Annotated in this window: 22 protein-coding genes; 11 read left to right on the forward strand and 11 right to left on the reverse strand. The window is 63.4% G+C overall.

Features of this window, described 5'->3' with window-relative positions; genetic code table 11:
* Positions 1-216 precede the first annotated feature (216 nt).
* Together EGJ22_RS20805 and EGJ22_RS20810 are read right to left on the reverse strand one after the other, a co-directional pair.
* On the reverse strand, positions 217-1,737 hold the full coding sequence (locus EGJ22_RS20805; RefSeq protein ID WP_029886890.1) for a nucleobase:cation symporter-2 family protein: 1,521 nt from the start codon (positions 1,735-1,737) through the stop codon (positions 217-219).
* 242 nt (positions 1,738-1,979) lie between these two features.
* Entirely contained in the window at positions 1,980-2,363 is a 384-nt protein-coding gene (locus tag EGJ22_RS20810; protein WP_029886891.1) for a PilZ domain-containing protein, read from the reverse strand.
* Between the two features lie 166 nt (positions 2,364-2,529).
* Between EGJ22_RS20810 and EGJ22_RS20815 the strand changes: the two genes are divergently transcribed.
* From EGJ22_RS20815 to yjiA, 3 genes are all read left to right on the forward strand, one after another.
* Positions 2,530-4,596 (forward strand): carbon starvation CstA family protein, encoded by a 2,067-nt coding sequence (locus EGJ22_RS20815; RefSeq protein ID WP_009682653.1) that lies wholly within the window; start codon positions 2,530-2,532, stop codon positions 4,594-4,596.
* Positions 4,597-4,609: 13 nt separating this feature from the next.
* Entirely contained in the window at positions 4,610-4,807 is a 198-nt protein-coding gene (locus tag EGJ22_RS20820) for a YbdD/YjiX family protein (protein ID WP_009682654.1), read from the forward strand.
* A gap of 197 nt (positions 4,808-5,004) precedes the next feature.
* On the forward strand, positions 5,005-5,982 hold the full coding sequence (gene yjiA, locus EGJ22_RS20825) for a GTPase (RefSeq protein ID WP_029886892.1): 978 nt from the start codon (positions 5,005-5,007) through the stop codon (positions 5,980-5,982).
* Here the strand turns inward: yjiA and EGJ22_RS20830 are convergent.
* Complete coding sequence (locus EGJ22_RS20830) at positions 5,942-7,429, reverse strand: methylenetetrahydrofolate reductase C-terminal domain-containing protein (protein WP_125920381.1); 1,488 nt, start codon at positions 7,427-7,429, stop codon at positions 5,942-5,944. The two genes, yjiA and EGJ22_RS20830, sit on opposite strands and share 41 nt — an antisense overlap.
* A 224-nt stretch (positions 7,430-7,653) precedes the next feature.
* On the opposite strand from EGJ22_RS20830, the gene EGJ22_RS20835 reads away from it, so the two are divergent.
* Positions 7,654-8,478 carry a 5-methyltetrahydropteroyltriglutamate--homocysteine methyltransferase gene (locus tag EGJ22_RS20835; protein ID WP_029886894.1) on the forward strand — a complete coding sequence of 275 codons (825 nt, stop codon included), beginning with the start codon at positions 7,654-7,656 and terminating at the stop codon, positions 8,476-8,478.
* Between the two features lie 135 nt (positions 8,479-8,613).
* Here the strand turns inward: EGJ22_RS20835 and EGJ22_RS20845 are convergent, their stop codons facing one another.
* Entirely contained in the window at positions 8,614-9,792 is a 1,179-nt protein-coding gene (locus tag EGJ22_RS20845) for an acetyl-CoA C-acetyltransferase (protein WP_064314750.1), read from the reverse strand.
* A gap of 251 nt (positions 9,793-10,043) precedes the next feature.
* On the opposite strand from EGJ22_RS20845, the gene fabV reads away from it, so the two are divergent.
* Positions 10,044-11,255, forward strand: coding sequence for an enoyl-ACP reductase FabV (gene fabV / locus EGJ22_RS20850; protein WP_029886896.1), 1,212 nt, complete (start codon positions 10,044-10,046; stop codon positions 11,253-11,255).
* Positions 11,256-11,373: 118 nt separating this feature from the next.
* Here the strand turns inward: fabV and EGJ22_RS20855 are convergent, their stop codons facing one another.
* Genes EGJ22_RS20855 through EGJ22_RS20870 form a run of 4 tightly spaced genes read right to left on the reverse strand, consistent with a single transcriptional unit; the run spans position 11,374 to position 13,344 of the window.
* Positions 11,374-11,715, reverse strand: a complete 342-nt coding sequence (locus EGJ22_RS20855) for a HopJ type III effector protein (protein ID WP_009682661.1) — start codon at positions 11,713-11,715, stop codon at positions 11,374-11,376.
* Positions 11,708-12,004, reverse strand: a complete 297-nt coding sequence (locus tag EGJ22_RS20860) for a DUF1244 domain-containing protein (RefSeq protein ID WP_009682662.1) — start codon at positions 12,002-12,004, stop codon at positions 11,708-11,710. Before EGJ22_RS20860 ends, EGJ22_RS20855 begins: the two co-directional genes overlap by 8 nt.
* A gap of 8 nt (positions 12,005-12,012) precedes the next feature.
* Complete coding sequence (folM, locus tag EGJ22_RS20865; RefSeq protein WP_029886897.1) at positions 12,013-12,750, reverse strand: dihydromonapterin reductase; 738 nt, start codon at positions 12,748-12,750, stop codon at positions 12,013-12,015.
* A 33-nt stretch (positions 12,751-12,783) separates the two neighbouring features.
* Entirely contained in the window at positions 12,784-13,344 is a 561-nt protein-coding gene (locus EGJ22_RS20870; protein ID WP_009682664.1) for an antibiotic biosynthesis monooxygenase, read from the reverse strand.
* 215 nt (positions 13,345-13,559) lie between these two features.
* Here EGJ22_RS20870 and EGJ22_RS20875 point away from each other — a divergent pair, with 215 nt between their 5' ends.
* On the forward strand, positions 13,560-14,495 hold the full coding sequence (locus tag EGJ22_RS20875; RefSeq protein ID WP_029886898.1) for a MerR family transcriptional regulator: 936 nt from the start codon (positions 13,560-13,562) through the stop codon (positions 14,493-14,495).
* On the opposite strand, the gene EGJ22_RS20880 is transcribed toward EGJ22_RS20875, so the two are convergent.
* Positions 14,480-15,097: a hypothetical protein gene (locus EGJ22_RS20880; RefSeq protein ID WP_009682667.1), complete on the reverse strand. Its 618-nt coding sequence runs from the start codon at positions 15,095-15,097 to the stop codon at positions 14,480-14,482. The two genes, EGJ22_RS20875 and EGJ22_RS20880, sit on opposite strands and share 16 nt — an antisense overlap.
* A 59-nt stretch (positions 15,098-15,156) precedes the next feature.
* A complete protein-coding gene (locus tag EGJ22_RS20885; protein ID WP_009682668.1) occupies positions 15,157-15,585 on the reverse strand; it encodes a PAS domain S-box protein in 429 nt (142 codons plus the stop codon).
* A 127-nt stretch (positions 15,586-15,712) separates the two neighbouring features.
* Between EGJ22_RS20885 and EGJ22_RS20890 the strand changes: the two genes are divergently transcribed.
* Positions 15,713-16,168 carry a flavodoxin gene (locus EGJ22_RS20890; protein ID WP_009682669.1) on the forward strand — a complete coding sequence of 152 codons (456 nt, stop codon included), beginning with the start codon at positions 15,713-15,715 and terminating at the stop codon, positions 16,166-16,168.
* A 69-nt stretch (positions 16,169-16,237) separates the two neighbouring features.
* Here EGJ22_RS20890 and EGJ22_RS20895 read toward each other — a convergent pair whose 3' ends face one another.
* Entirely contained in the window at positions 16,238-17,134 is an 897-nt protein-coding gene (locus EGJ22_RS20895; RefSeq protein ID WP_029886899.1) for a LysR family transcriptional regulator, read from the reverse strand.
* Between the two features lie 96 nt (positions 17,135-17,230).
* Here EGJ22_RS20895 and EGJ22_RS20900 point away from each other — a divergent pair, with 96 nt between their 5' ends.
* The 4 genes from EGJ22_RS20900 to EGJ22_RS20915 all read left to right on the forward strand — a co-directional run bounded on the left by EGJ22_RS20900 (position 17,231) and on the right by EGJ22_RS20915 (position 20,401).
* Positions 17,231-17,617 carry a CidA/LrgA family protein gene (locus EGJ22_RS20900; protein ID WP_009682672.1) on the forward strand — a complete coding sequence of 129 codons (387 nt, stop codon included), beginning with the start codon at positions 17,231-17,233 and terminating at the stop codon, positions 17,615-17,617.
* Entirely contained in the window at positions 17,607-18,293 is a 687-nt protein-coding gene (locus EGJ22_RS20905) for an LrgB family protein (RefSeq protein ID WP_009682673.1), read from the forward strand. The genes EGJ22_RS20900 and EGJ22_RS20905 overlap by 11 nt, the downstream gene beginning before the upstream one ends.
* Before the next feature lie 176 nt (positions 18,294-18,469).
* Complete coding sequence (locus tag EGJ22_RS20910; protein WP_029886900.1) at positions 18,470-19,375, forward strand: alpha/beta fold hydrolase; 906 nt, start codon at positions 18,470-18,472, stop codon at positions 19,373-19,375.
* Between the two features lie 114 nt (positions 19,376-19,489).
* Complete coding sequence (locus EGJ22_RS20915) at positions 19,490-20,401, forward strand: SDR family oxidoreductase (RefSeq protein WP_009682675.1); 912 nt, start codon at positions 19,490-19,492, stop codon at positions 20,399-20,401.
* Positions 20,402-20,610 lie beyond the last annotated feature (209 nt).

The following is a 20,610-nucleotide window of genomic DNA, read 5'->3' on the forward strand; positions in this document are numbered from 1 at the left end:
CGTTACTGGCCCGAAACAAACGTAGGAGCGAGCGCAGCTCGCGATGCGCCGCGCGGGCGGCGCTCAATCTCACAGGCGCTGCATACCTTGTGGCAAACACCCGTGAGCCCTGATGCGAGCCCTGTGTGGCTTGCCGGCGATAGGGTCAGCCCAGGCAAACGAAAAAGGGGGCCGATGATGCGCATCGGCCCCCCCACCTCACCGCTCAGGCAACCCTCAATGCTCGGCCACCGCCGCAGGGCGTCTGACCGTTTCATTGCCATGCTCGTCCAGCTCCAGCATCGGCACCTCGTTACCCTCGGCATCGAACAACTTGCCATCCTTGAAGTAGTCGCCATCGCGCAGTGCGGAAATGTCCGAATACTGGATGGTGCGCTCGTAGGCCGCAGCGAACACCGACTGGTTTTCCGAGTTGCCGGTGGTGAAGTGGTTGAAGATCAGGTTCAGCAGGATTGCCATGATCGCCGCCGAGCTGATGCCCGAGTGGAAAATGGTCTCGAACCAGTTCGGGAATTGGTGGTAGAAGGTCGGCGCGGCGATCGGGATCATGCCGAAGCCCAGCGATGCCGCGACAATGATCAAGTTCACGTTGTTCTTGTAGCTGACCTTGGACAAAGTGCGGATACCACTGGCCGCCACGGTGCCGAACAGCACGATCCCTGCACCGCCCAGTACCGGGGTAGGGACGGCGGCAATGACCCGGCCCATGATCGGCAGCAGGCCGAGAACCACCAGGATCAGGCCACCGGTAGCCACCACATAACGGCTCTTGACGCCGGTAACGGCCACCAGGCCGACGTTCTGGGCGAATGCGCTTTGCGTGAACGAGCCGAAGATCGGCGCCAGAATGCTCGACGCCATGTCGGCACGCAGGCCGTTGCCCAGGCGCTTGGAGTCGACCTTGGTATCGATGATCTCGCCCACGGCAAGGATGTCGGCCGAGGTTTCCACCAGGGTCACCATGATAACGATGCACATCGACAGGATGGCCGCGATGTGAAACTCGGGCATGCCGAAATGGAACGGCGTGGGGAAGGCGAACATCGGGCCTTCGGTGACCTTGCTGAAGTCGGCCATGCCCAGCGCCCAGGCGATCAAAGTGCCGACCACCATGGCCAGCAGGATCGACAGCCGCGAGATGCTCGCGCTACCCAGTTTGCTCAGCAGCAGCACAATGGCAAAGGTCAGCGCCGCCAGGCCGATATTGGCCACGCTGCCGAACTCGGGCGAAGCGCTGTTGCCGCCCATTACCCAGCGCGCGGCGACCGGCATCAGGGTCAGGCCGATGGTGGTGATGACGATACCGGTCACCAAGGGCGGGAAGAACTTGGTAATGCGTGAGAACACCGGGGTGATCAGAAAGCCGATCAGTGATGCCGCCATGACCGCACCGAGCACCCCCGGCAAGCCACCGCCACCTTCGCTGCTGAGAATGGCGCCCATGGTCGCCACGCCAGCGAACGACACGCCCTGCACCAGCGGTAGCTGGCAGCCGAAAAACGGCAGACCCAACGTCTGCAGCAGGGTGGCCAGGCCACCGGCAAACAGCGAGGCGGCGATCAGCATGCCGATTTCGCCACCGTTCAGGCCAGCGGCTTGCCCCAGGATCAGGGGCACCGCGACGATCCCCCCGTACATGGTCAACACGTGTTGCAGACCATAGGCCAGGTTGGCGCCCAGCCCGAGGTTTTCGTCCTCGGGGCGTTGAGCGGGAGACGTGCTAGGGGACGTAGTCATGGAGCAGGCTCTCTGTTTATTGTTGTGGCGCTACTGTAGACACTTCCCGTGATTGATTGCCACAAGAATTGTATACAATATTTTGATCAGAGCGCGCACAAGTGCGGCATCAGGGTGTGTTAAAACCCAATGCATGAGCCGTACCAACTTGTCTAAAGCTGTACTAGAGGGGTGTGTACAAAGTCCTGCTACCCAGGCCTAAAGCTGTCTGAGTAGACAGGAAACAGAAAGTGGGAAGGCCCTTAGCTAGCTAAGAGATTCCATTCTTCGATCAATTCGCGCAGCTCACGCATCATTCTGGTGCCGTCACCCAGGTTCAATTCCACAAGACGGTGCAGATGGGTCATCGATTCGACATCGATGTACAGGCAGATGAAACCAAGCCGGGCCGGTTCCTCGTGGCGCAGTTCGACCTGCATGGTCACCTGCGTTTGCTCGTCCAGCGTGATGATTGCGTCGAAGTTCTGGCTCAGGTCGGCATCCCATTGCTGCGGGCGTTCCACCAGCAGCCCCTTGAGCGAAATGTCCAGCAGCTTGGGCGACCAGCATCGGGAGCCTTGGTGAAGTTCGGTAGGGGCGTCGAAGCAGATTCGCTGGAAACGCCTACGTTCGTCGTGATCGCTCATGGATAAGGCCCTCGGGTGGCATCCTGATCAGGGTGATGAAGGGTTTGTGCATCAGGTACTGCAATCTGGCCGCAGAGGCTCTAGACCAAAGCAAGTGTGGCAATGCCGCCTGACTCGCCCTAGACTCGGTGGGCGGTCTTTCCAATCCAACAGCTGGAAGCTAACCATGAACAACAATAATAGCCTGCTACGCCACATACCGTGGCTGGCGCTGGCAGTCATAGGGGCCTGCGCGCTGGGTGTTGTTGCCCTGCGTCGCGGTGAGGCGATCAATGCCTTGTGGATCGTGGTCGCGGCAGTGGCCATCTACCTGGTCGCCTATCGCTACTACAGCCTGTTCATCGCCACCAAAGTGATGCAACTCGACCCGCGCCGTGCCACCCCGGCGGTGCTCAACAACGACGGCCTGGACTACGTTCCGACCAACAAACACATTCTGTTCGGCCACCACTTCGCCGCCATCGCCGGCGCTGGCCCATTGGTGGGCCCGGTGCTCGCCGCGCAAATGGGCTACCTGCCCGGCACGCTGTGGCTGATTGCCGGTGTGGTGCTGGCCGGTGCAGTGCAGGACTTCATGGTCCTGTTCCTGTCCACCCGCCGCAATGGCCGCTCGCTGGGCGACATGGTGCGCGAGGAAATGGGCCGCATTCCGGGCACCATCGCCCTGTTCGGCTGCTTCCTGATCATGATCATCATCCTGGCGGTGCTGGCGCTGATCGTGGTCAAGGCCCTGGCCGAAAGCCCATGGGGCATGTTCACGGTAATGGCGACCATCCCGATCGCGATGTTCATGGGCATTTACATGCGCTACATCCGCCCGGGCCACATTGGTGAAATCTCGATCATCGGCGTGGTGCTGCTGTTGGCCTCGATCTGGCTGGGGGGCCAGATTGCGGCCGATCCGGTATGGGGCCCGGCGTTCACCTTCACCGGCGTGCAGATCACCTGGATGCTGGTCGGTTACGGTTTCGTGGCTGCGGTGCTGCCGGTGTGGCTGGTGCTGGCGCCGCGCGACTACCTGTCGACCTTCCTCAAGATCGGTACCATCATCGCCCTGGCCATCGGCATCCTGGTGACCATGCCCGAGCTGAAAATGCCGGCGCTGACCCAGTTCACCGATGGCACCGGCCCGGTATGGAAGGGCACCCTGTTCCCGTTCCTGTTCATCACCATTGCCTGTGGTGCGGTGTCTGGCTTCCACGCGCTGATCTCCTCGGGCACTACGCCCAAGCTGCTGGATAACGAAACCAACGCCCGCTACATCGGCTATGGCGGCATGCTGATGGAGTCGTTCGTGGCCATCATGGCCATGGTGGCTGCGTCGGTGATCGAACCTGGCGTTTACTTCGCCATGAACAGCCCGGCAGCCGTGGTCGGCGCCGATGTGGCGTCGGTCGCGCAGACCGTGAGCAGCTGGGGCTTCCTGATTACGCCCGAACAACTGGAGGCGGTGGCCCGCGACATTGGCGAGCACACCATCCTGGCCCGTGCCGGGGGTGCACCCACGCTGGCGGTAGGTATTGCGCAGATCCTGCACCAGGTGCTGCCGGGTGAAAACACCATGGCGTTCTGGTACCACTTCGCGATCCTGTTCGAGGCGCTGTTCATCCTCACCGCGGTCGACGCCGGTACCCGTGCCGGGCGCTTCATGCTGCAAGACTTGCTGGGCAGCTTCGTACCAGCTCTGAAACGCACCGAGTCGTGGGGTGCCAACCTGCTGGCCACCGGTGGTTGTGTAGCGTTGTGGGGTTACCTGCTGTACCAGGGCGTGATCGACCCGCTGGGCGGTATCAACACCCTGTGGCCACTGTTCGGTATCTCCAACCAGATGCTGGCGGGTATTGCCCTGATGCTGGGCACCGTGGTCCTGATCAAGATGAAGCGCGAGCGCTACATCTGGGTCACCCTGCTGCCGGCAGCCTGGCTGCTGATCTGCACCACGGCGGCGGGCCTGATCAAGCTGTTCGACCCGAACCCGGCTGTAGGTTTCCTGGCCCTGGCCAAGAAATACAGCACCGCCCTGGACGCCGGCCAGGTTCTGGCCCCGGCCAAGGACATCGGGCAGATGCAACACGTGATCTTCAACGCCTACACCAACGCCGGCCTGACCATTCTGTTCCTGCTGGTGGTGTTCAGTGTGCTGTTCTTTGCCATCAAGGTCGGCTACGCCGCCCTCGGCCGCAAAGAACGCAGCGACAAGGAAACCCCGTTCCAGGCCCTGCCTGACGCTTGAGAGGACCGCTGTCATGTTCAACGACCTGGGTCGACTGGGTAAGTACCTGGGGCAGGCCGCCCGCCTGATGGTCGGCATGCCCGACTACGACAACTATGTCGAGCACATGCACAAGACACACCCGGACAAGCCGGTCATGACGTATGAGCAGTTCTTCCGCGAACGTCAGGAAGCACGTTATGGCGGCAAGTCCGGGCCCAAGTGCTGTTGAGTCTCAAGCGTTAACCTGTACCGGCCTCATCGCTGGCAAGCCAGCTCCCAAAGGCACTTCACAGGCCACAAGGTTTGTGCGGTGCCTTTGGGGCGCTCTTTCAGGTACTGCCCAGGCGTCAAGGTTTGCGCGGTACCTGTGGGAGCTGGCTTGCCGGCGATGGGGCCAGTGTTTTTTCCGCACAGGAGATGTTCTGCGTGCAGACGCCCATTCCCGTAACCATCCTCACCGGCTTCCTCGGTGCCGGTAAAACCACCTTGCTCAAACACATGCTCAAGGCCGAGCACGGTCTGAAGCTGGCGGTGATCGAAAACGAATTCAGTGACGCCGGCATCGACAGCCAGTTGCTGGGCGACCAGCCGGTGCAGGTGATGACCCTGGCCAACGGCTGTGTGTGCTGCAGCATTCACGGCGACCTGACCCGCGCCTTGTACCTGCTGCTCGAGCGCCTGGATACCGGCGAAATCGCCTTCGACCGCCTGGTGATCGAATGCACCGGCCTGGCCGACCCGGCGCCGGTGGCGCAAACCTTCTTCATCGACGAGGAACTGCGCGAGCGCTACATCCTCGACGGCATCATCACCCTGGTCGATGCCAAGCATGCCGAGTTGCATCTGACCCAGACCATCGCCCAGGCCCAGGTCGGCTTTGCCGATCGCCTGTTGCTGAGCAAGACCGACCTCGTCGAGCCGGCTGCGGTCCAGGCCCTGCGCGAACGCCTGGCCCGTATCAACGGGCGGGCGGCGATCCGTGTGGTCGAGCACGGTTGCATCGACCTGGCAGAGTTGCTGGACGTGCGCGGCTTCAACCTAAACCCCGACCTGGGCGCAAACCTGAAACCCTCGCTGCGCCCGGTGCTCAAGCCGGCCACCCCCGACCGTATCGGCACCCTGGTGCTGCGTACCGAAGCCGCGCTGGATATCGACCGCCTCAGCGGCTTCATGAACGACCTGCTGGAAACCCATGGCAAACAGCTGCTGCGTTACAAGGGCGTGCTGAACATTGCCGGCGAGGACCGCAAGCTGGTGTTCCAGGGTGTGCTCAAGCTGTATGGCTTCGACTGGGACGCCGAGTGGGCCGAAGGCGAAACCCGCGAAAGCGTGATGGTCTTCATTGCCGATGACCTGCCCGAGGCTACGATTCGGGCTGGGTTCGAGGCGCTGGCTGAGGGCTGACCCGGCGCGGGGAGGGTGGCGCGAACCACTGCGGCCACGAGCTGCGGTGGCGCGTTTGCTCCTCGATGCAGGGGATCAGCCGCTCCCTCAGCACGGCGGTTTGCCCCACGGCCTTGGCCGTGCGGTACTTGATGCTGTGGATGCACTCGCGGTCGCCGAACTCGCAGCGGTTGAGCGCGGAGCCCCCACAGGGGCCATTGGCCAGGCCTTTGGGGCAGGTTTCCGGGCAGGTGTACAAGGTGTCTTCCAGGCGGCAGCGGCCGCAGGTATCGCAGCCAACCAACGGGCGCTTCACACTGCGCTCCAGGGTGTGCAGCACCTGTGCGCCAAGGCGGGTGGTCCACAGTGGCTGGCGCACCGCCCAGCCAAACGCCTTGCTCAGGCTGTTGCGGCGGCTGAACAGCAGCCCATGCATGCCATGCATCAGGTGGTAGCGGGCTTTTTCCTTGAACGAGGCATCGACCCTTGATTCGCCCTGGCGCCAGTTGGCCTGGGGGGGATGGAAGGTGACTGCCGGCAGCCCCGGCATTTGCCAACTGGCTTGCCAGGCGGGCGCCCATTGCTCCAAGGTGTGGACGTGCGTTTGCCAGTACGCCAGTCGCGCTTCAAGGGCAAGCAGCTGCTTCAGGTCATGAATGCCCGACAGGTGCACGCCCGCGTAACCCATCAGCTTCGTACCGATGATCTGCAAGGCAAGGCGGTCAACGCTGCGCGCCTGGGCAAAAGCCTTGGACTGCGCCGTTTCCGCCTCGAGCATTTCGCGCATGGAGGGGGTAACGGTCACGCCGGCGACGTGGTCGAGCATCGCTGCACGGCCATGGGTGAGGCTCATCAGGCAGGCCAGCATGGGTTTGGGCGCGGCCTGGCGGCGCATCCAGTGCATGGCTTCCTGGTGTTTGGCTGCGTCGAAGCCCAGTTGCAAGGTAAGGAAGTCGGCCCCCGCAGCCAGTTTTTTCTCGGCCTTGAAGTACTGCGCACCGCCTTCTTCCTCGTGGTACTTGAACGGGTTCAGCGCCGCGCCCAGCAACCAGAGCGGGCAGGCCTGGCGGGCAATCTGCAGCGCGGCCACCGACTCCAGGTAGCGCACCGGGCGCTGGCCGGGTTCATGCCCAGGCAAACGGTCACCGGTCAGCAGCAGCAACTGGTCGAGGCCGGCCGCCTCCATGCGCTGCAATTGCGCGAGCAAGTGGTGGCGTTCGCGGTCCTTGCCGGAGAAATGCGGCAGGGCCGGCACCGGGCGGTCGAACGAGGCCAGGGCGTCCAGCGGCGACATGTCCAGCGGGCTGCCGACGCGGTCGCCGATGGCCACGGTCATTGGCCAGCCGCACAGCTGCGCACGGTCCATGATCGCTTGCATCGCAGCGAAGCGTTCTGCAGAGGCTTTGGGCACAAACTCCATGACACAGACGAAATGGTGTTCACGCAGCGCGGTTTTCAGCAGGCTCATGAGGCCGGGCACCTGGTATGGTCAGGGTGGCATTGTGCGGCAGAAGGGGCAGGAGGTCATGTCCGGATGCGCAGGCTGGTGCTCTGAACAAGACATGGGGCGACTTCTGCGCATTCGGGATCATGAGAATTTCTTGGGTTCATCTCAAATATTATGAGTTTGTCTCAACACCACGATCCACTGGAAAATCCCCTCATCAATTTGAGCATGCTGAGGGGCAACACATGGCACTGGCACACAACCTGGGCTTTCCACACATTGGCGGCGACCGCGAACTGCGGGCCCGCCACTGGCAAGTGCAGATAGACGCCGGTATCGAACTGCTGCCCGTCGGCGAAACCGGCCAATGTGGCCAGCTGCCGGGTACCGATGACCAGCCGTTTGCCCTCAACTGGGAACCCTTGTTCGAAGAGGTGGAGCATGCCAACGCGCTGGGCCATGCCATCAAGCCTGTCGTGATTGGCCCGTTGACCTACCTGTGGCAGGGCCAGGCCCGCAACGCCGACTTCGACAAGCTGGAACTGCTCGATCGCCTGCTGCCCTTGTATGATCAGGCCCTCAACCGCTTGGCTGCGCTGGGCGTCGAATGGGTCCAGATCGACGAACCGATCCTCGCCCACGACCTGCCACAGGACTGGAAAAACGCCTTCGAGCGCGTCTACAACATCCTGCAGCGTGCACCGTTGAAGAAGTTGATTGCCACGTACGCCGGTGGCCTGGATGGCAACCTTGGCCTGGCCGCCAACCTGCCAGTCGATGGCCTGCACATCGATCTGGTGCAGGCGCCCGCACAGTATCAGGCCGTCCTTGACCGCCTGCCGGCCTATAAAGTGCTGTCGCTTGGCCTGGTTGATGGCTGCGATGGCGCGCCTTGCGAACTGGACAATGCCCTGGGGCTGTTGCAAGACGCCCATGAGCGCCTGGGCGCGCGGCTGTGGCTGGCGCCGGCCTGTTCGTTGGCGCATGGCACCGTAGAGGTGGCTGTGCAGAAGTGCCGCGAAGTGGCTGCGCTGGCCGCCTCGCTGGAGCAGTACCGAGTCGCGGCTTGATCATCTGCTGCTTGTGCCGGCCTGTTCGCGGGCTTGCCCGCTCCCACAGGTACAGCGCATGTTTTGAAACCTGCGCTACCCTGTGGGCGCGGGCAAGCCCGCGGACAGGCCGGGCCTGCTCAACTCAAACGCCGCTCAACGTTCGATAGCCAGTGCAACACCTTGGCCACCGCCAATGCACAAGGTCGCCAGGCCTTTGTGAGCATCGCGCTTGATCATCTCGTGCAACAAGGTCACCAACACCCGGCAGCCGGACGCACCAATCGGGTGGCCCAAGGCAATCGCCCCACCGTTCACATTGACCCGTGCCGCATCCCACTCCAGCGCCTTGCCCACGGCCAGTGCCTGTGCAGCAAAGGCTTCGTTGGCTTCGATCAGGTCCAGTTCGCTCAGCTGCCAGCCGGCCTTGCCCAGGCAGCGCCGCGTCGCCGCAACCGGGCCGATGCCCATGATCGCCGGGTCTACCCCGGCACTGGCATAAGCGGCGATCTTCGCCAGCACCGGCAGGCCCAGGGCCTCGGCTTTGGTGGCGCTCATCAGCAGCACGGCGGCAGCGCCGTCGTTCAGGCTGGAGGCATTGCCAGCGGTGACGCTACCGTCTTTCTTGAACGCTGCGCGCAGCTTGCCCAGCGACTCGGCAGTGGTGTCCGGGCGCGGCTGCTCATCACGGGCGAACACTTTCGGCTCGCCCTTCTTCTGCGGCAGCACGACAGGGGTGATCTCCGCATCGAAGCGGCCGGCCTCGATGGCAGCGAGTGCCTTGCGTTGCGACTCGGCGGCAAAGGCATCCTGCTGTTCACGGCTGAGGCCGTACTCGTCCACCAGATTTTCGGCAGTGATGCCCATGTGGTAGTCGTTGAAGGCATCCCACAGGCCATCGGTGATCATGCTGTCGATCAGCTGGCCATGGCCCATGCGCTGGCCGGTGCGGGCCGAGGGCATCACATAGGGGGCCAGGCTCATGTTCTCCTGGCCCCCGGCAATCACCACCTCGGCGTCACCGCAGCGGATGGCCTGGGCCGCCAGGTGCAGGGCTTTCAGGCCCGACCCGCAGACCTTGTTCAGGGTCAGCGCCGGTACGCTGAAGGGCAGGCCGGCCTTGATCGCGGCCTGGCGCGCCGGGTTCTGCCCGGCGCCGGCGGTCAGCACCTGGCCGAGGATGACTTCGTCGACCTGCGCCGGGTCCAGCCCGGTCTGCTCCAGCAGGCGCTTGATCACGGCGGCGCCGAGGTCGACCGCAGGCACGCTGGCCAGGGCACCCTGGAAGCTGCCGATGGCGGTACGGGTTGCGGCGACGATGACCACGTCGTTCATGTTGTTGTTCTCCGTGCGGTGGGCGTAGGGCTTCAAGCATCGGTGCCCTGGGCTCATTTGTTAAGTTTGTTTTTCTTTGAGATTGATGTGAAAAGCAAATGAATGGGCGCGCAGCGGTCCACCCCGGTTTTGCATCGCCCGGATCACCCCGTAATATGTGTCGGATAACCTGCGGGGGTAGTCTCACCCTCTGATCAACAGGAAACGCCCATGTGGCGCTTCCCCAGCATAAACCTGACGAGGTACAGACATTGGCCATCATTCATCCTAAGGTTCGCGGTTTCATCTGCACCACGACTCACCCGAAGGGCTGCGAGCTCAACGTCCGTGACCAGATCGAAGCCACCCGCAAGCTGGGCGTGCGCGAGGATGGTCCGAAGAAGGTCCTGGTCATCGGTGCTTCCAGTGGCTATGGCCTGGCAGCACGCATTACTGCAGCGTTCGGTTTCAAGGCCGACACCCTGGGCGTATTCTTCGAAAAGCCAGGCACCGAAACCAAGGCCGGCACCGCTGGCTGGTACAACGCTGCGGCGTTCGACAAGTTTGCCAAGGCCGAGGGCCTGTACAGCAAGTCGATCAATGGTGACGCCTTCTCCGACGAAGCCCGCGCCAAGGTCATCGAGCTGATCAAGAACGAAATGGGCGGCAAGGTCGACCTGGTCATCTACTCGCTGGCCTCGCCGGTGCGCAAGCTGCCGCAGACCGGTGAAGTGATCCGCTCGGCACTCAAGCCGATCGGCCAGCCGTACAAGTCGACTGCCATCGACACCAACAAGGACACCATCATCGAGGCCAGCATCGAGCCGGCCACCGAGCAGGAAATCGCCGACACCGTTACCGTCATGGGTGGCCAGGACTGGCAACTGTGGATCGACGCCCTGGCGGGCGCCGACGTACTGGCCGAGGGTGCCCGTACCGTGGCCTTCAGCTACATCGGCACCGAGATCACCTGGCCAATCTACTGGCACGGCGCCCTGGGCCAGGCCAAGCAGGACCTGGATGAAACCGCGCTGCGCCTGGACAAGAAGCTGGCCGCTGAAGTGAAGGGCGGCGCCAACGTGGCGGTGTTGAAGTCGGTGGTGACCCAGGCCAGCTCGGCCATTCCGGTGATGCCGCTGTACCTGTCGATGGTCTTCAAGATCATGCAGGAAAAGGGTGTGCACGAGGGTACCCAGGACCAACTGGACCGCATGTTCCGCGACCGCATGTACCGTGCCGATGGCGCCCCGGCCGAAGTGGACGAGAAGGCCCGCCTGCGCCTGGACGACTGGGAACTGCGCGACGACGTGCAGGATGCCTGCAAGGCCATGTGGCCGCAGGTGACCACCGAGAACCTGTTCCAGCTGACCGACTATGCCGGTTACAAGAAGCAGTTCCTCAACCTGTTCGGCTTTGAGCGCGCTGACGTCAACTACGACGAAGACGTAGCCACCGATGTGAAGTTCGACTGCGTCGAGCTGTAATTTCACACCGTGCTGGCCTCATCGCTGGCACGCCAGCTCCCATTTCGACAGCGGTGCCTTCAAGGCCTGTGTCGGGGCTGGCTTGCCGGCGATGGGCTGCAAAGCAGCCCCGGCAATCTCAAGCCTTGCGCGACAGTGGCGGCGCAGCAAACGTCACACCGGCCAGGCCGTGCTTGATCAGCGCCCGGATATTGCCATGGTCACTGCCCTCAGGCGTGGCCAGCACATCCCGGTAGTGCTCGCCGAAAGCCAGCAACGCTTCCTGATCGCTCAGCCCTTCAAGCACTGCCAGGCCCAAGGTCTTGCACGAACCTTCGTTCTGCCCGGCGGCATTCTCGACACCCCCATTGTTGAACGCCTGCGGCTGATAGCTGTAGTGCTCGGCAATGAACGCCAGGGTGTCGGCAAAGGCATGTTGGCCGCTGGCCAGGCTGGCGCGCAGGGTATCTAGATCAGTCACGAGGTTTTCCTTTTTCGAACGCCGCTTGCTGCTCGGCGCTGGCTTCTTTCTGGTATTGGGCTTTCCACTGGGCATAAGGCATGCCGTACACCGCTTCGCGGGCGTCATCCAGGCTCAGGTCGAGCTCACGCTCGTCAGCCGCAGCCTTGTACCACTTGGACAGGCAGTTGCGGCAGAAGCCGGACAGGTTCATCAGGTCGATGTTCTGCACGTCGGTGCGTTTCTGCAAATGGTCGACCAGGCGCCGGAACGCGGCGGCTTCGAGTTCAAGCTGTTGCTGTGGGGTCATGTGGGCTCTCACGTCATGCGGTTCTTCAGGTGGCGGCCACCATTGATGACCACCTGGCTGCCGGTGCTGTACTGGCTGGCGAGCAGGTACTTGACCGTCTCGATCAGTGGCCCGGCGCCGGGTTCGAACTCCAGCAGGGCCTTTTTCAAGGTGTGCTGGCGGTAGGCTTCGTCACCCCCTTCCTTGAGGATCAGCAGCCCGGGAAGGATACCGTTCACATGCACCTTGGGCGCATATTTTTCAGCGAACGACAGCACCATGTTCTGCAGCGCAGCCTTGGTGGCGGCATAGCCAATGTGGCTCTTGCTGCCGCGCGACGACGTTTCGTCGCAGATGTGAATGATGTCGGCCTTGTCCTGCTTGGCCAGCATCTCGCCCAAGGCCAGGTTGAGGTGGTAGGGCGCCTCTACATGCAGGCGGAACATGGTCTCGAGGTTGTCCAGGCCATCGCCCAGCCACAACGACGCGTTATGGATGATGGCGCGCAGGCCGTCGTAATGCTCGACCAGGTAGTCGATCAGCGCCTGGCGGTCGTCTGCCCGGCACAGGTCTGCCTGGAACTGCACGATGTTCGGGTGGGCCGCCTGTGGCTGTACGGTACGGCTGGCACTGACCACCGTATGGCCGGCCTGTGCCAGTTCAAGGGCCAGGGCCAGCCCGACGCGCTGGCTGGCTCCAGTAACGAGAATTGGGCTGTTCATGTTCGGGGCGGTCAACTTGTCTGTCCTGTGGTTGCCGCCCAGCATACCCGAACTGTTTGCCCGTTGTACGGCCTGGCCTCAGCGGCTGCGCAGGGCGCCCGCGGTGGCCGAAGAGGGCTGTAGCCAACCGGCCAGCAGGCGGGTGGACAACGGGATGAACAGGTACACCATCAGTGGCGTGAGGGCCAGGGTGCTGAGCAGTACCCGTGGTACCAGGTCGAGTGCGGCCAGCCAGTGGCCGAACGCCGTGTTGAACGCCAACGACACTGGGAAGAACGCCAGCCAGATGGCCACGGCCTGTTTCCAGCGCGGCGGTTTCTGCACCGCACTGGCGCCAAACCAGTCGTCAATGCCACTGACACGCGCCTCTTTGGGGCGCTCGAACAGGCCATTGCCGCGCTGCAACCAGGCCCGCCGCGAGGCGGAATGCTCCCAGGCATGCAGGGTGGGCTCATCGCTGAAGCGGAAAATGATCTGGAACTCGTCGCCATCGTGGGGTGGGGCGAGAATGCCCGAGCCCAGGTAGCCGGGGAAGTCAGTGGCCAGCTGTTCGCCCTCATGCAGCCAGGCCAACAGGTCCTGGTAGCGGCCATGTGCGGCGCGGCGCGACACCATCAGGGTAACGGGTGGGGTAGACATTGTGTATCTCCTGGCAACGGGGCCGGCGGGTAGCCGGCCCCTTGGCTGCGTGGCCCGGGGTGGTGGGCAACGCAGGCAGACATGCAAGAATCGGGCGCGGATTATCGCGCAGTTGTGCTGTGTGGCAACTGTCAGCCGGCAAATGGTCGCAACCTGTGCCCGGCGCTGTCGTAGTAGACTAGGCCATCTATTCCAGCACACAGGATGCCGTGCAGATGAGCGAACTGGGACGCAAGCCGGGGGGCGATGCGAGCTTCGAGCAGCAAGTGCTGTTTCCGATCCGTGAAGTCTCCCGCCTGACTGGCGTCAATGCGGTGACCCTGCGCGCCTGGGAGCGCCGTTACGGTCTGATCCAGCCCATCCGCACCGACAGCGGCCACCGCCTGTATTCCCAGGGGGACGTCGACGATATCCGCAGTATCCTCGGCTGGCTGGAGCGCGGCGTGGCGGTCAGCAAGGTGGGCAGCATCCTTGCCCGCAGCCAGGCGCTTGCCGGGCAGGCCACGCGCGCAGTGGACAGCTCGCTAGGCTGGCAGCAGCAGGTGCGCTTGGCAGTGCAACGCTTTGACCTGCCAGGGCTGGGCCGCCTTTATGAGGAGGTGTTTGCCGCCAGCACGCTCGATCAGGTTTTCGCTGAGGTTTTCATGCCGGTGTGGCACGACCTGGCCGTGCGCCATGGCGGCTACGGCCAGACCAGCGAGTGGCTGTTTTTTGACCAGTTTTTGCGCGGGCGGGTGTTCACGCGTTTGCAGCTGGCGGCCGCGCCGCGTCGCCACAACGTGCTGCTGGTGCCCTTGCCGGGGCAATGCCATGAGCTTGAACTGCTGGTCACCAGCCTGCTGCTGGGCAGTGACGAGGTTGGCGTGACGCCGTTGGTGTGTGGGCAGCCCCTGCAAGAGCTGGCGCTGGTCTGCGAACGCATGAAACCAGACGCCCTCGTGCTGTTTTCCCACCAGCCGCTCACTGCAGAGGTCAGCCGCTATCTGAAGCGGCTGGCGTCGGTGCTGGGCTGCGCGTTATTGCTGGCGGGAGAGGCAACGGACCAGGCCAGCGGCGGCCTGGCGGGCAGCCCCCTGGTTTGCCTGGGGGCACAGGGCGGGGTGATGCGTCAGCGTCTGCGCCAGTGCCTGGCAGGTCAGCTGGACACCTGAGTGTGCAATTCGGGGTGGGCGCGGCAATGGGCCTGCAGGATGTAGTCGCGCAGGCGTTCGATTTCTTCCGCTGGGCTTTGGCCAAGGTCGTACGCTGCCAGGTCCGGGCCAATACGCCGGCCCAGCACACCCTGCAGTTCGATCGGCTGGATGTTGCCGGGGGCGAAGCGCAGGTCGAAACGTGCCGGCGCGCTTGGCAGGCCACGCAGCTCCACCAGCACGCCTTTGAAGGAAATTTCCCGTACCCACAGCCCGCCAGGCGCGCCATGGCCGTCGAGCAGGGCGCTGGGCTGCTCCAGCGACAGGCGCCATGGCCGCAGCATGGGGCCGTCCTCGTAGATTTCCGGGGAGCCGACTTGCAGGTGCAAAGCGTGGAATTCGTCTTCCACCAGTTGCAGCGGGAAGCTGATTTGCTGGTTGTTGAATTGCGCCTGCAAGGTCACTTGTTCATTGGCCACCAAGCGGGTGAGCAAGCTCTGGATGCGGCGGTCGCCATTGACCTGCAGGCTCGACATCGAGTCGGCCAGGTTCAGGTTGGGCGAATGCTGCATGCTCTGAATGAAATCCAGCTCGTCCTGGGTAAGAAGGGCGTCTGCTTGCATGATCGAACTCGGTGGTGGCGATTTCTTCAACGTAGTTGACCGTAACCGGGGGGCTTGGTTCAGGTGCGTTCGTCGGCTTTCAGACGAGCGCGCAGTTCGGCCAGCTCTCGCTCCATTTCCACCTGGCGGGTGACGTCCTTCTGAATGCCGATGAAGTAGGTACGTCGCTCGGCGTCGTTCCTTACCGCCGTGATCGACAGCTCGTTCCAGAAGGCAGTGCCATCCTTGCGGTAGTTGCGCATCACTTCCCGGCACGGGCGGCGTTCGGCCAAGGCTTTGCGAATGCGCGCACGCGCGAGCTGGTCACGGTCGTCAGCCTGCAGGAAGCGGCAATCCTGGTAGAGTATTTCGTCCCGGCTGTAGCCGGTCAGGCGTTCGAACGCGGCGTTGACGTAAATGAGGATGGTGTCGTCGCCTTCCTGTTCGGCAACCACGATCCCGTCATGGGAGGCGTCGACCATCGATTGCAGCAGTTTTGCGTTGATCATGTTCAGGCCATGCGGCAGGCAGTAAAAACGGACGCGCTGTAGCAGGCGGCTTTGGCAGAGGCGGCCTTTTGCCAGCGCTGAATGCTAGTATCCTACGTTTTCACTCAGTTTCGGAATCCTATACCCGATGAAAGTCGCCATTATTTCCGGATCGGTCTATGGCACCGCCGAAGAAGTCGCCCGTCATGCAGAAACGAAGCTCAAGGCCGCCGGCTACCAAGCCTGGCACGCCGCACGTGCCACTTTGCAGGACCTTGAAGGTTTTGCCCCGCAGGCCCTGCTGGCCGTGACATCGACTACCGGTATGGGTGAGCTGCCGGACAACCTGATGCCCTTGTACAGCAGCCTGCGTGACAGCCTGCCAGCGGCCTTCCGTGGCCTGCCGGGTGCAGTGATTGCGCTGGGCGATTCCAGCTATGGCGATACCTACTGCGGGGGTGGCGAACAGCTGCGCGAGCTGTTTGCCGAGCTGGGCGTGCGCGAGGTGCAGCCGATGCTGCAACTGGATGCCAGCGAGACGGTGACCCCGGAAACGGATGCCGAGCCGTGGCTGGCCGAGTTGGCTGATGCCTTGAAAGGCTGACGGTCAGGTTTAGCAATTATGGGCCTGCCGCAGGGAGTGTCCGGGCAGACCTGCCAGCCAGATCCCGATTCATGCCTCGCTGCCGGGTACCGGCCACTCGCGCAGCAGCGCCAACCACGCTTGCGCGGCCCGCGACAAATACGCGCCACGCCGCCAGATGAAGGCAATGTCCCAGCGCAGGTCCCCCGGTGAGCGCAGGGGCATACGCACCACACCAGGGCGTTCCAGGGCTTTTGCCACCACCCGGGGCAGCAGCACCACGCCCTGGCCTGCCGCGACCAACGCTGCCAGGAAATCCGCCTGGCCACTGCGCCCGCCTTCCGTCGGGGTGAAGCCCTGCTGCTGGCAGGCTTTCACCAAACGGTCATTGAGCACGAAACTGCGCTGGTAGAGCAGGAACGGCGTTGCGGCCAACTGCTTCAGGTGCACCCCGCCCAGGCCTGCCAACGCATGCCCCGCCGGTAGCAGGGCATCCAGCGGCTCATTGCAGAACGGCTGGTATTCGAACCCGTCGTCGCTGGGCGTAAGGCTGCCACCGAGCTCCAGCTCGCCACTTCTGACGGCCTGCTCGATGCTGCGGCTGCCGCCCTCCACCAACTGGATGGCGATGTTCGGGTGGCGCCGCCGGTATTCGGCGAACAAACCGGCGAACAGCGCATCGCTGCCCAGCATCGGCAAGCCCAGGCGCAGTTCGCCACGCTCCATCTGGCTCAGATCGTCCAATTCGTTGAGCAGCGCCTGGCGTTGGCGCAGCAGGGCCTCGCCGCGCTCAAGCACGATGCGCCCGGCGGCGGTCAGGTGCAGGTGTGATGCCTGGCGTTCCAGCAGCGGCTGGCCCACATCTTGCTCAAGCTGCGCCACTTGCTTGCTGACGGCCGACTGACTGATGTGCAGGGTCTGTGCGGCTTGGGTAAAGCCGCCTCGGTGCACCACTTCGATAAAGCTGCGCAGCTGTTTGAATTCCATGTGCCAATTCTATTATGGAATGGTAGCCAGTCTAACAATTCGCTTCTGGCCTAGGCAGCCAAAACTTAAAATGAGGGCCTGTCGAGGAACACCGCCATGAAACCCGCGTTACTGAAAAAACTGCTGCGCCTGCTTGCCGAGCTGGCGACCCTGTATGCCCTGTTTGCACTCGGTGGCCAGCTGGCCACTTGGCTGGGCTGGCCTATTCCCGGCGGGGTCATGGGCCTGGCGTTGTTGTTGCTGTTGTTCGCCGTGGGGGCACTGAAGCCAGCCATGCTGCAACTGGGCGCCGGTTGGTTGATGGCCGAAATGCTGCTGTTCTTCATTCCTGCACTGATGAGCCTGCTGGACTACGGCGCGCTGATCCGGGACGAGGGCTGGCGCATCCTGCTGGTGATCGCCGTGAGCACGCTGATGGTGATGGTAGTGACGGCCCTGACCGTCGAACTTGTGTGCCGCTGGAGCATGCGCCATGAGCCTTGAACCCATGCCGTTGTTCTGGCTGGCGCTGACGTTGCTGGCTTACCTGGGCAGCCGCTGGCTGTACCGGCGCAGCAAGCGCTACCTGCTGTCGCCGCTGATTCTGGTGCCGGTGTTGCTGCTGGCGGTGGCTGTGCCGCTGCACACCGCCTATGCCGAGTACGCGCGCAATACCCACTGGCTGATGGGCGTGCTCGGCCCGGTGACCGTGGCCTTTGCCGTGCCGATCTGGCAGCAGCGGGCCATGCTTGCCCGGCATTGGCCGGCGTTGCTGGTCGGCATGCTGGCGGGCAGCAGTGCGTCCATCGCCAGTTCATGGGGGTTGGCGCACCTGCTGGCGCTGGACAATGCGACCAGCCTGTCGCTGGTGCCGCGTTCCATCACCACGCCCTTTGCCATGCCCTTGGCCCATGACCTGGGCGGTGTGCCCGAGCTGACGGCGGTGTTCGTGATGTTCACCGGGGTGCTCGGTGCCATGTTCGGTGGCGTGCTGCTGCGTTGGTTGCCGCTGCGCACGCCGTTGGCCCGGGGGGCATTGTTCGGCGTGGGCGCGCACGGCGCCGGGGTCAGCCGGGCCCAGGAAGTGGGCCGCGAGGAAGGCTCGGTGGCCGGCCTGGTCATGGTCCTGACCGGGCTGCTGAACCTGTTCGCCGCACCGCTGCTGGCCATGTTGCTCTGACCGTTCGTGCCACTGACTCGCTCAGTCATCAAGCTGGCTGGCAACGCAAGTTCCACCCCTGGTAGGGCTGGCTAGACTCACCCTCGACATAGAGAGCACATGAAAGTGCCGAGGTGACATGCAATGACCGCAGCCTTGCCCTATCCAGTCCACACCACTTAACCGGGTTACTTCTGATGCCTTTGGCCGAAATTCCATTGTGCGTCTGGCGTACCCGGGGACAGAGCTTCACATTCCGGGGCCAGAGCATCCGCTACTGGACCGCAGGGCAAGGAGAGCCCCTGCTTCTTTTACACGGCTTCCCCACCGCCAGTTGGGACTGGCATTACCTGTGGGGGCCTTTGACGCAGCGCTTTCGGGTGATTGCCTGCGACATGCTCGGTTTTGGCGATTCGGCCAAACCGGTGGACCACGCCTACAGCCTGATCGAGCAAGCCGACCTGCAGCAGGCGCTGCTCGCCCACTTGCAGGTGGACCAACCGGTGCACCTGCTGGCTCACGACTATGGCGGCAGCGTCGCTCAGGAGTTGCTGGCGCGGCACCATGAGCAGCGCGCCGAGGTAGCCAGCTGCGTATTTCTCAACAGTGGCCTGTTCGCCGAAAGCTGTCACCTGCTGCTGATCCAGAAGTTGCTGCTGAGCCGCTTCGGCTGGCTGGTGGGTCGCTCCTTCGGGCGTGACGACCTGGTGCGCAACATGACCCAGGTCCATGGCCCCTGCACCCACCCGAGCGAAAGTGCCCTGGACGATTTCTGGAGCCTGATCGCCGCCAACCGCGGTACGCGCGTGCTGCATAAACTGGTGGGCTACCTGCTGGAGCGCCGCCTGCACCGTGAGCGCTGGGTTGCGGCCATGCAGTGCCCAGGTGTGCCCATGCGGCTGATCAACGGCATGGTCGACCCATTGTCCGGCGCGCACATGCTTGAGCGTTACCGGCAACTGGTGCCACAGCCAGACACCGTGCAACTGCAGGGTATAGGCCACTACCCGCACACCGAGGCGCCGGTGCAGGTGCTGCGGCATTACCTGGCCTTTCGTGAGCAACCGCTGAGTTTTTGCCAGGCGAAAGTGGCGTGGTCCTGAGCGGGCCTCATGGCCCGGCGTTATTACCAGGCATTCAGCCTGCGTGAGCTTGATTGTCTGCTTGCCGCCGGCGGCAGACACTCGGCTGACCTGAACCTGCCTGGAGCCCTTGGCATGAGCGAGCCTGTACTTCTGCAAGATCGTGTGGTGATCGTTACCGGCGCCGGTGGCGGCCTGGGCCGTGCCCACGCGCTGCTGTTCGCCGCCCGCGGGGCCAAGGTGGTGGTCAACGACCTCGGCGGTTCCACCCACGGGGAGGGCGCCAGCGCCAGCGCTGCTGATCGGGTGGTGCAGGAGATTCGCGCCGCCGGGGGCAGTGCGGTTGCCAACCATGACTCGGTCAGCCAGGGTGCCCGCATTGTCGAGCAGGCCTTGGACAGCTATGGCCGCGTCGATGTCGTGGTGAACAACGCCGGCATCCTGCGTGACAAGACCTTCCACAAGATGGACGACAGCGACTGGGAGCAGGTTTACCAAGTGCATGTCGAAGGCGCCTACAAAGTTACCCGCGCGGCCTGGCCACACCTGCGTGAGCAGAACTGGGGGCGGGTGATATTCACGGCATCCACCTCTGGCATCTACGGTAATTTCGGCCAGGCCAATTACGGCATGGCCAAACTGGGCCTGTACGGGCTTACCCGTACCTTGGCCATCGAAGGGCGCAAGCACGGTATCCTGGTCAACGCCATTGCCCCAACCGGCGGTACGCGCATGACGGAAGGGCTGATTCCCCCGCAGGTGTTCGAACGGCTCAAGCCGGAGTTGGTCAGCCCCTTGGTGGTGTACCTGGGCAGCGAACAGTGCCAGGGCAGCGGCGAGCTGTTCGAGGTGGGCGGGGGCTGGATCGGCAAGGTGCGCTGGGAGCGTAGCCTGGGGGTGGGTTTCGACCCGCGCGAAGGCTTTACGCCCGAGCAGGTCGCGCAGCAGTGGGAGCACATTGGTGATTTCGAAGGGGCAGTGCACCCGCAGGACAGCTTGCAGGCGCTGCAGCAGATGATGGCCAACCTGCAGAAATACCCGTTGTAAGGCCATTGTAAGGAGCGGCCTTGCGTCGCGAAAGGGGCGCGAAGCGGCCCCAGGATTTCAGCGTTGGCGGCTAAATTGCCGGGGCTGCTTCGCTGCCCGTTCGCGACGCAAGGCCGCTCCTACAGGTGTCGCGTGGCCCGAGGCTTTGCCGGTGTCCGCGGGCGTCATTATTCAGCGCAAAAAAAAGCCGCTGCAAGCCGCAGCGGCCA

The organism is Pseudomonas sp. p99-361 (genome assembly GCF_003935475.1).
GTDB classification, from domain to species: Bacteria; Pseudomonadota; Gammaproteobacteria; order Pseudomonadales; family Pseudomonadaceae; genus Aquipseudomonas; species Aquipseudomonas juntendi.

Coding starts and splice junctions, on each gene's coding strand:
- EGJ22_RS20910 (WP_029886900.1), top strand. CDS start 18,470: ATGCCTTTGGCCGAAATTCCATTGTGCGTCTGGCGTACCCGGGGACAG.
- EGJ22_RS20805 (WP_029886890.1), bottom strand. CDS start 1,737: ATGACTACGTCCCCTAGCACGTCTCCCGCTCAACGCCCCGAGGACGAA.
- EGJ22_RS20880 (WP_009682667.1), bottom strand. CDS start 15,097: ATGCAAGCAGACGCCCTTCTTACCCAGGACGAGCTGGATTTCATTCAG.
- EGJ22_RS20900 (WP_009682672.1), top strand. CDS start 17,231: ATGAAACCCGCGTTACTGAAAAAACTGCTGCGCCTGCTTGCCGAGCTG.
- EGJ22_RS20830 (WP_125920381.1), bottom strand. CDS start 7,429: ATGAGCCTGCTGAAAACCGCGCTGCGTGAACACCATTTCGTCTGTGTC.
- folM (WP_029886897.1), bottom strand. CDS start 12,750: ATGCTGGGCGGCAACCACAGGACAGACAAGTTGACCGCCCCGAACATG.
- EGJ22_RS20905 (WP_009682673.1), top strand. CDS start 17,607: ATGAGCCTTGAACCCATGCCGTTGTTCTGGCTGGCGCTGACGTTGCTG.
- EGJ22_RS20815 (WP_009682653.1), top strand. CDS start 2,530: ATGAACAACAATAATAGCCTGCTACGCCACATACCGTGGCTGGCGCTG.
- EGJ22_RS20885 (WP_009682668.1), bottom strand. CDS start 15,585: ATGATCAACGCAAAACTGCTGCAATCGATGGTCGACGCCTCCCATGAC.
- EGJ22_RS20895 (WP_029886899.1), bottom strand. CDS start 17,134: ATGGAATTCAAACAGCTGCGCAGCTTTATCGAAGTGGTGCACCGAGGC.
- EGJ22_RS20835 (WP_029886894.1), top strand. CDS start 7,654: ATGGCACTGGCACACAACCTGGGCTTTCCACACATTGGCGGCGACCGC.
- EGJ22_RS20820 (WP_009682654.1), top strand. CDS start 4,610: ATGTTCAACGACCTGGGTCGACTGGGTAAGTACCTGGGGCAGGCCGCC.
- EGJ22_RS20860 (WP_009682662.1), bottom strand. CDS start 12,004: ATGACCCCACAGCAACAGCTTGAACTCGAAGCCGCCGCGTTCCGGCGC.
- EGJ22_RS20810 (WP_029886891.1), bottom strand. CDS start 2,363: ATGAGCGATCACGACGAACGTAGGCGTTTCCAGCGAATCTGCTTCGAC.
- EGJ22_RS20875 (WP_029886898.1), top strand. CDS start 13,560: ATGAGCGAACTGGGACGCAAGCCGGGGGGCGATGCGAGCTTCGAGCAG.
- EGJ22_RS20915 (WP_009682675.1), top strand. CDS start 19,490: ATGAGCGAGCCTGTACTTCTGCAAGATCGTGTGGTGATCGTTACCGGC.
- EGJ22_RS20845 (WP_064314750.1), bottom strand. CDS start 9,792: ATGAACGACGTGGTCATCGTCGCCGCAACCCGTACCGCCATCGGCAGC.
- EGJ22_RS20870 (WP_009682664.1), bottom strand. CDS start 13,344: ATGTCTACCCCACCCGTTACCCTGATGGTGTCGCGCCGCGCCGCACAT.
- EGJ22_RS20890 (WP_009682669.1), top strand. CDS start 15,713: ATGAAAGTCGCCATTATTTCCGGATCGGTCTATGGCACCGCCGAAGAA.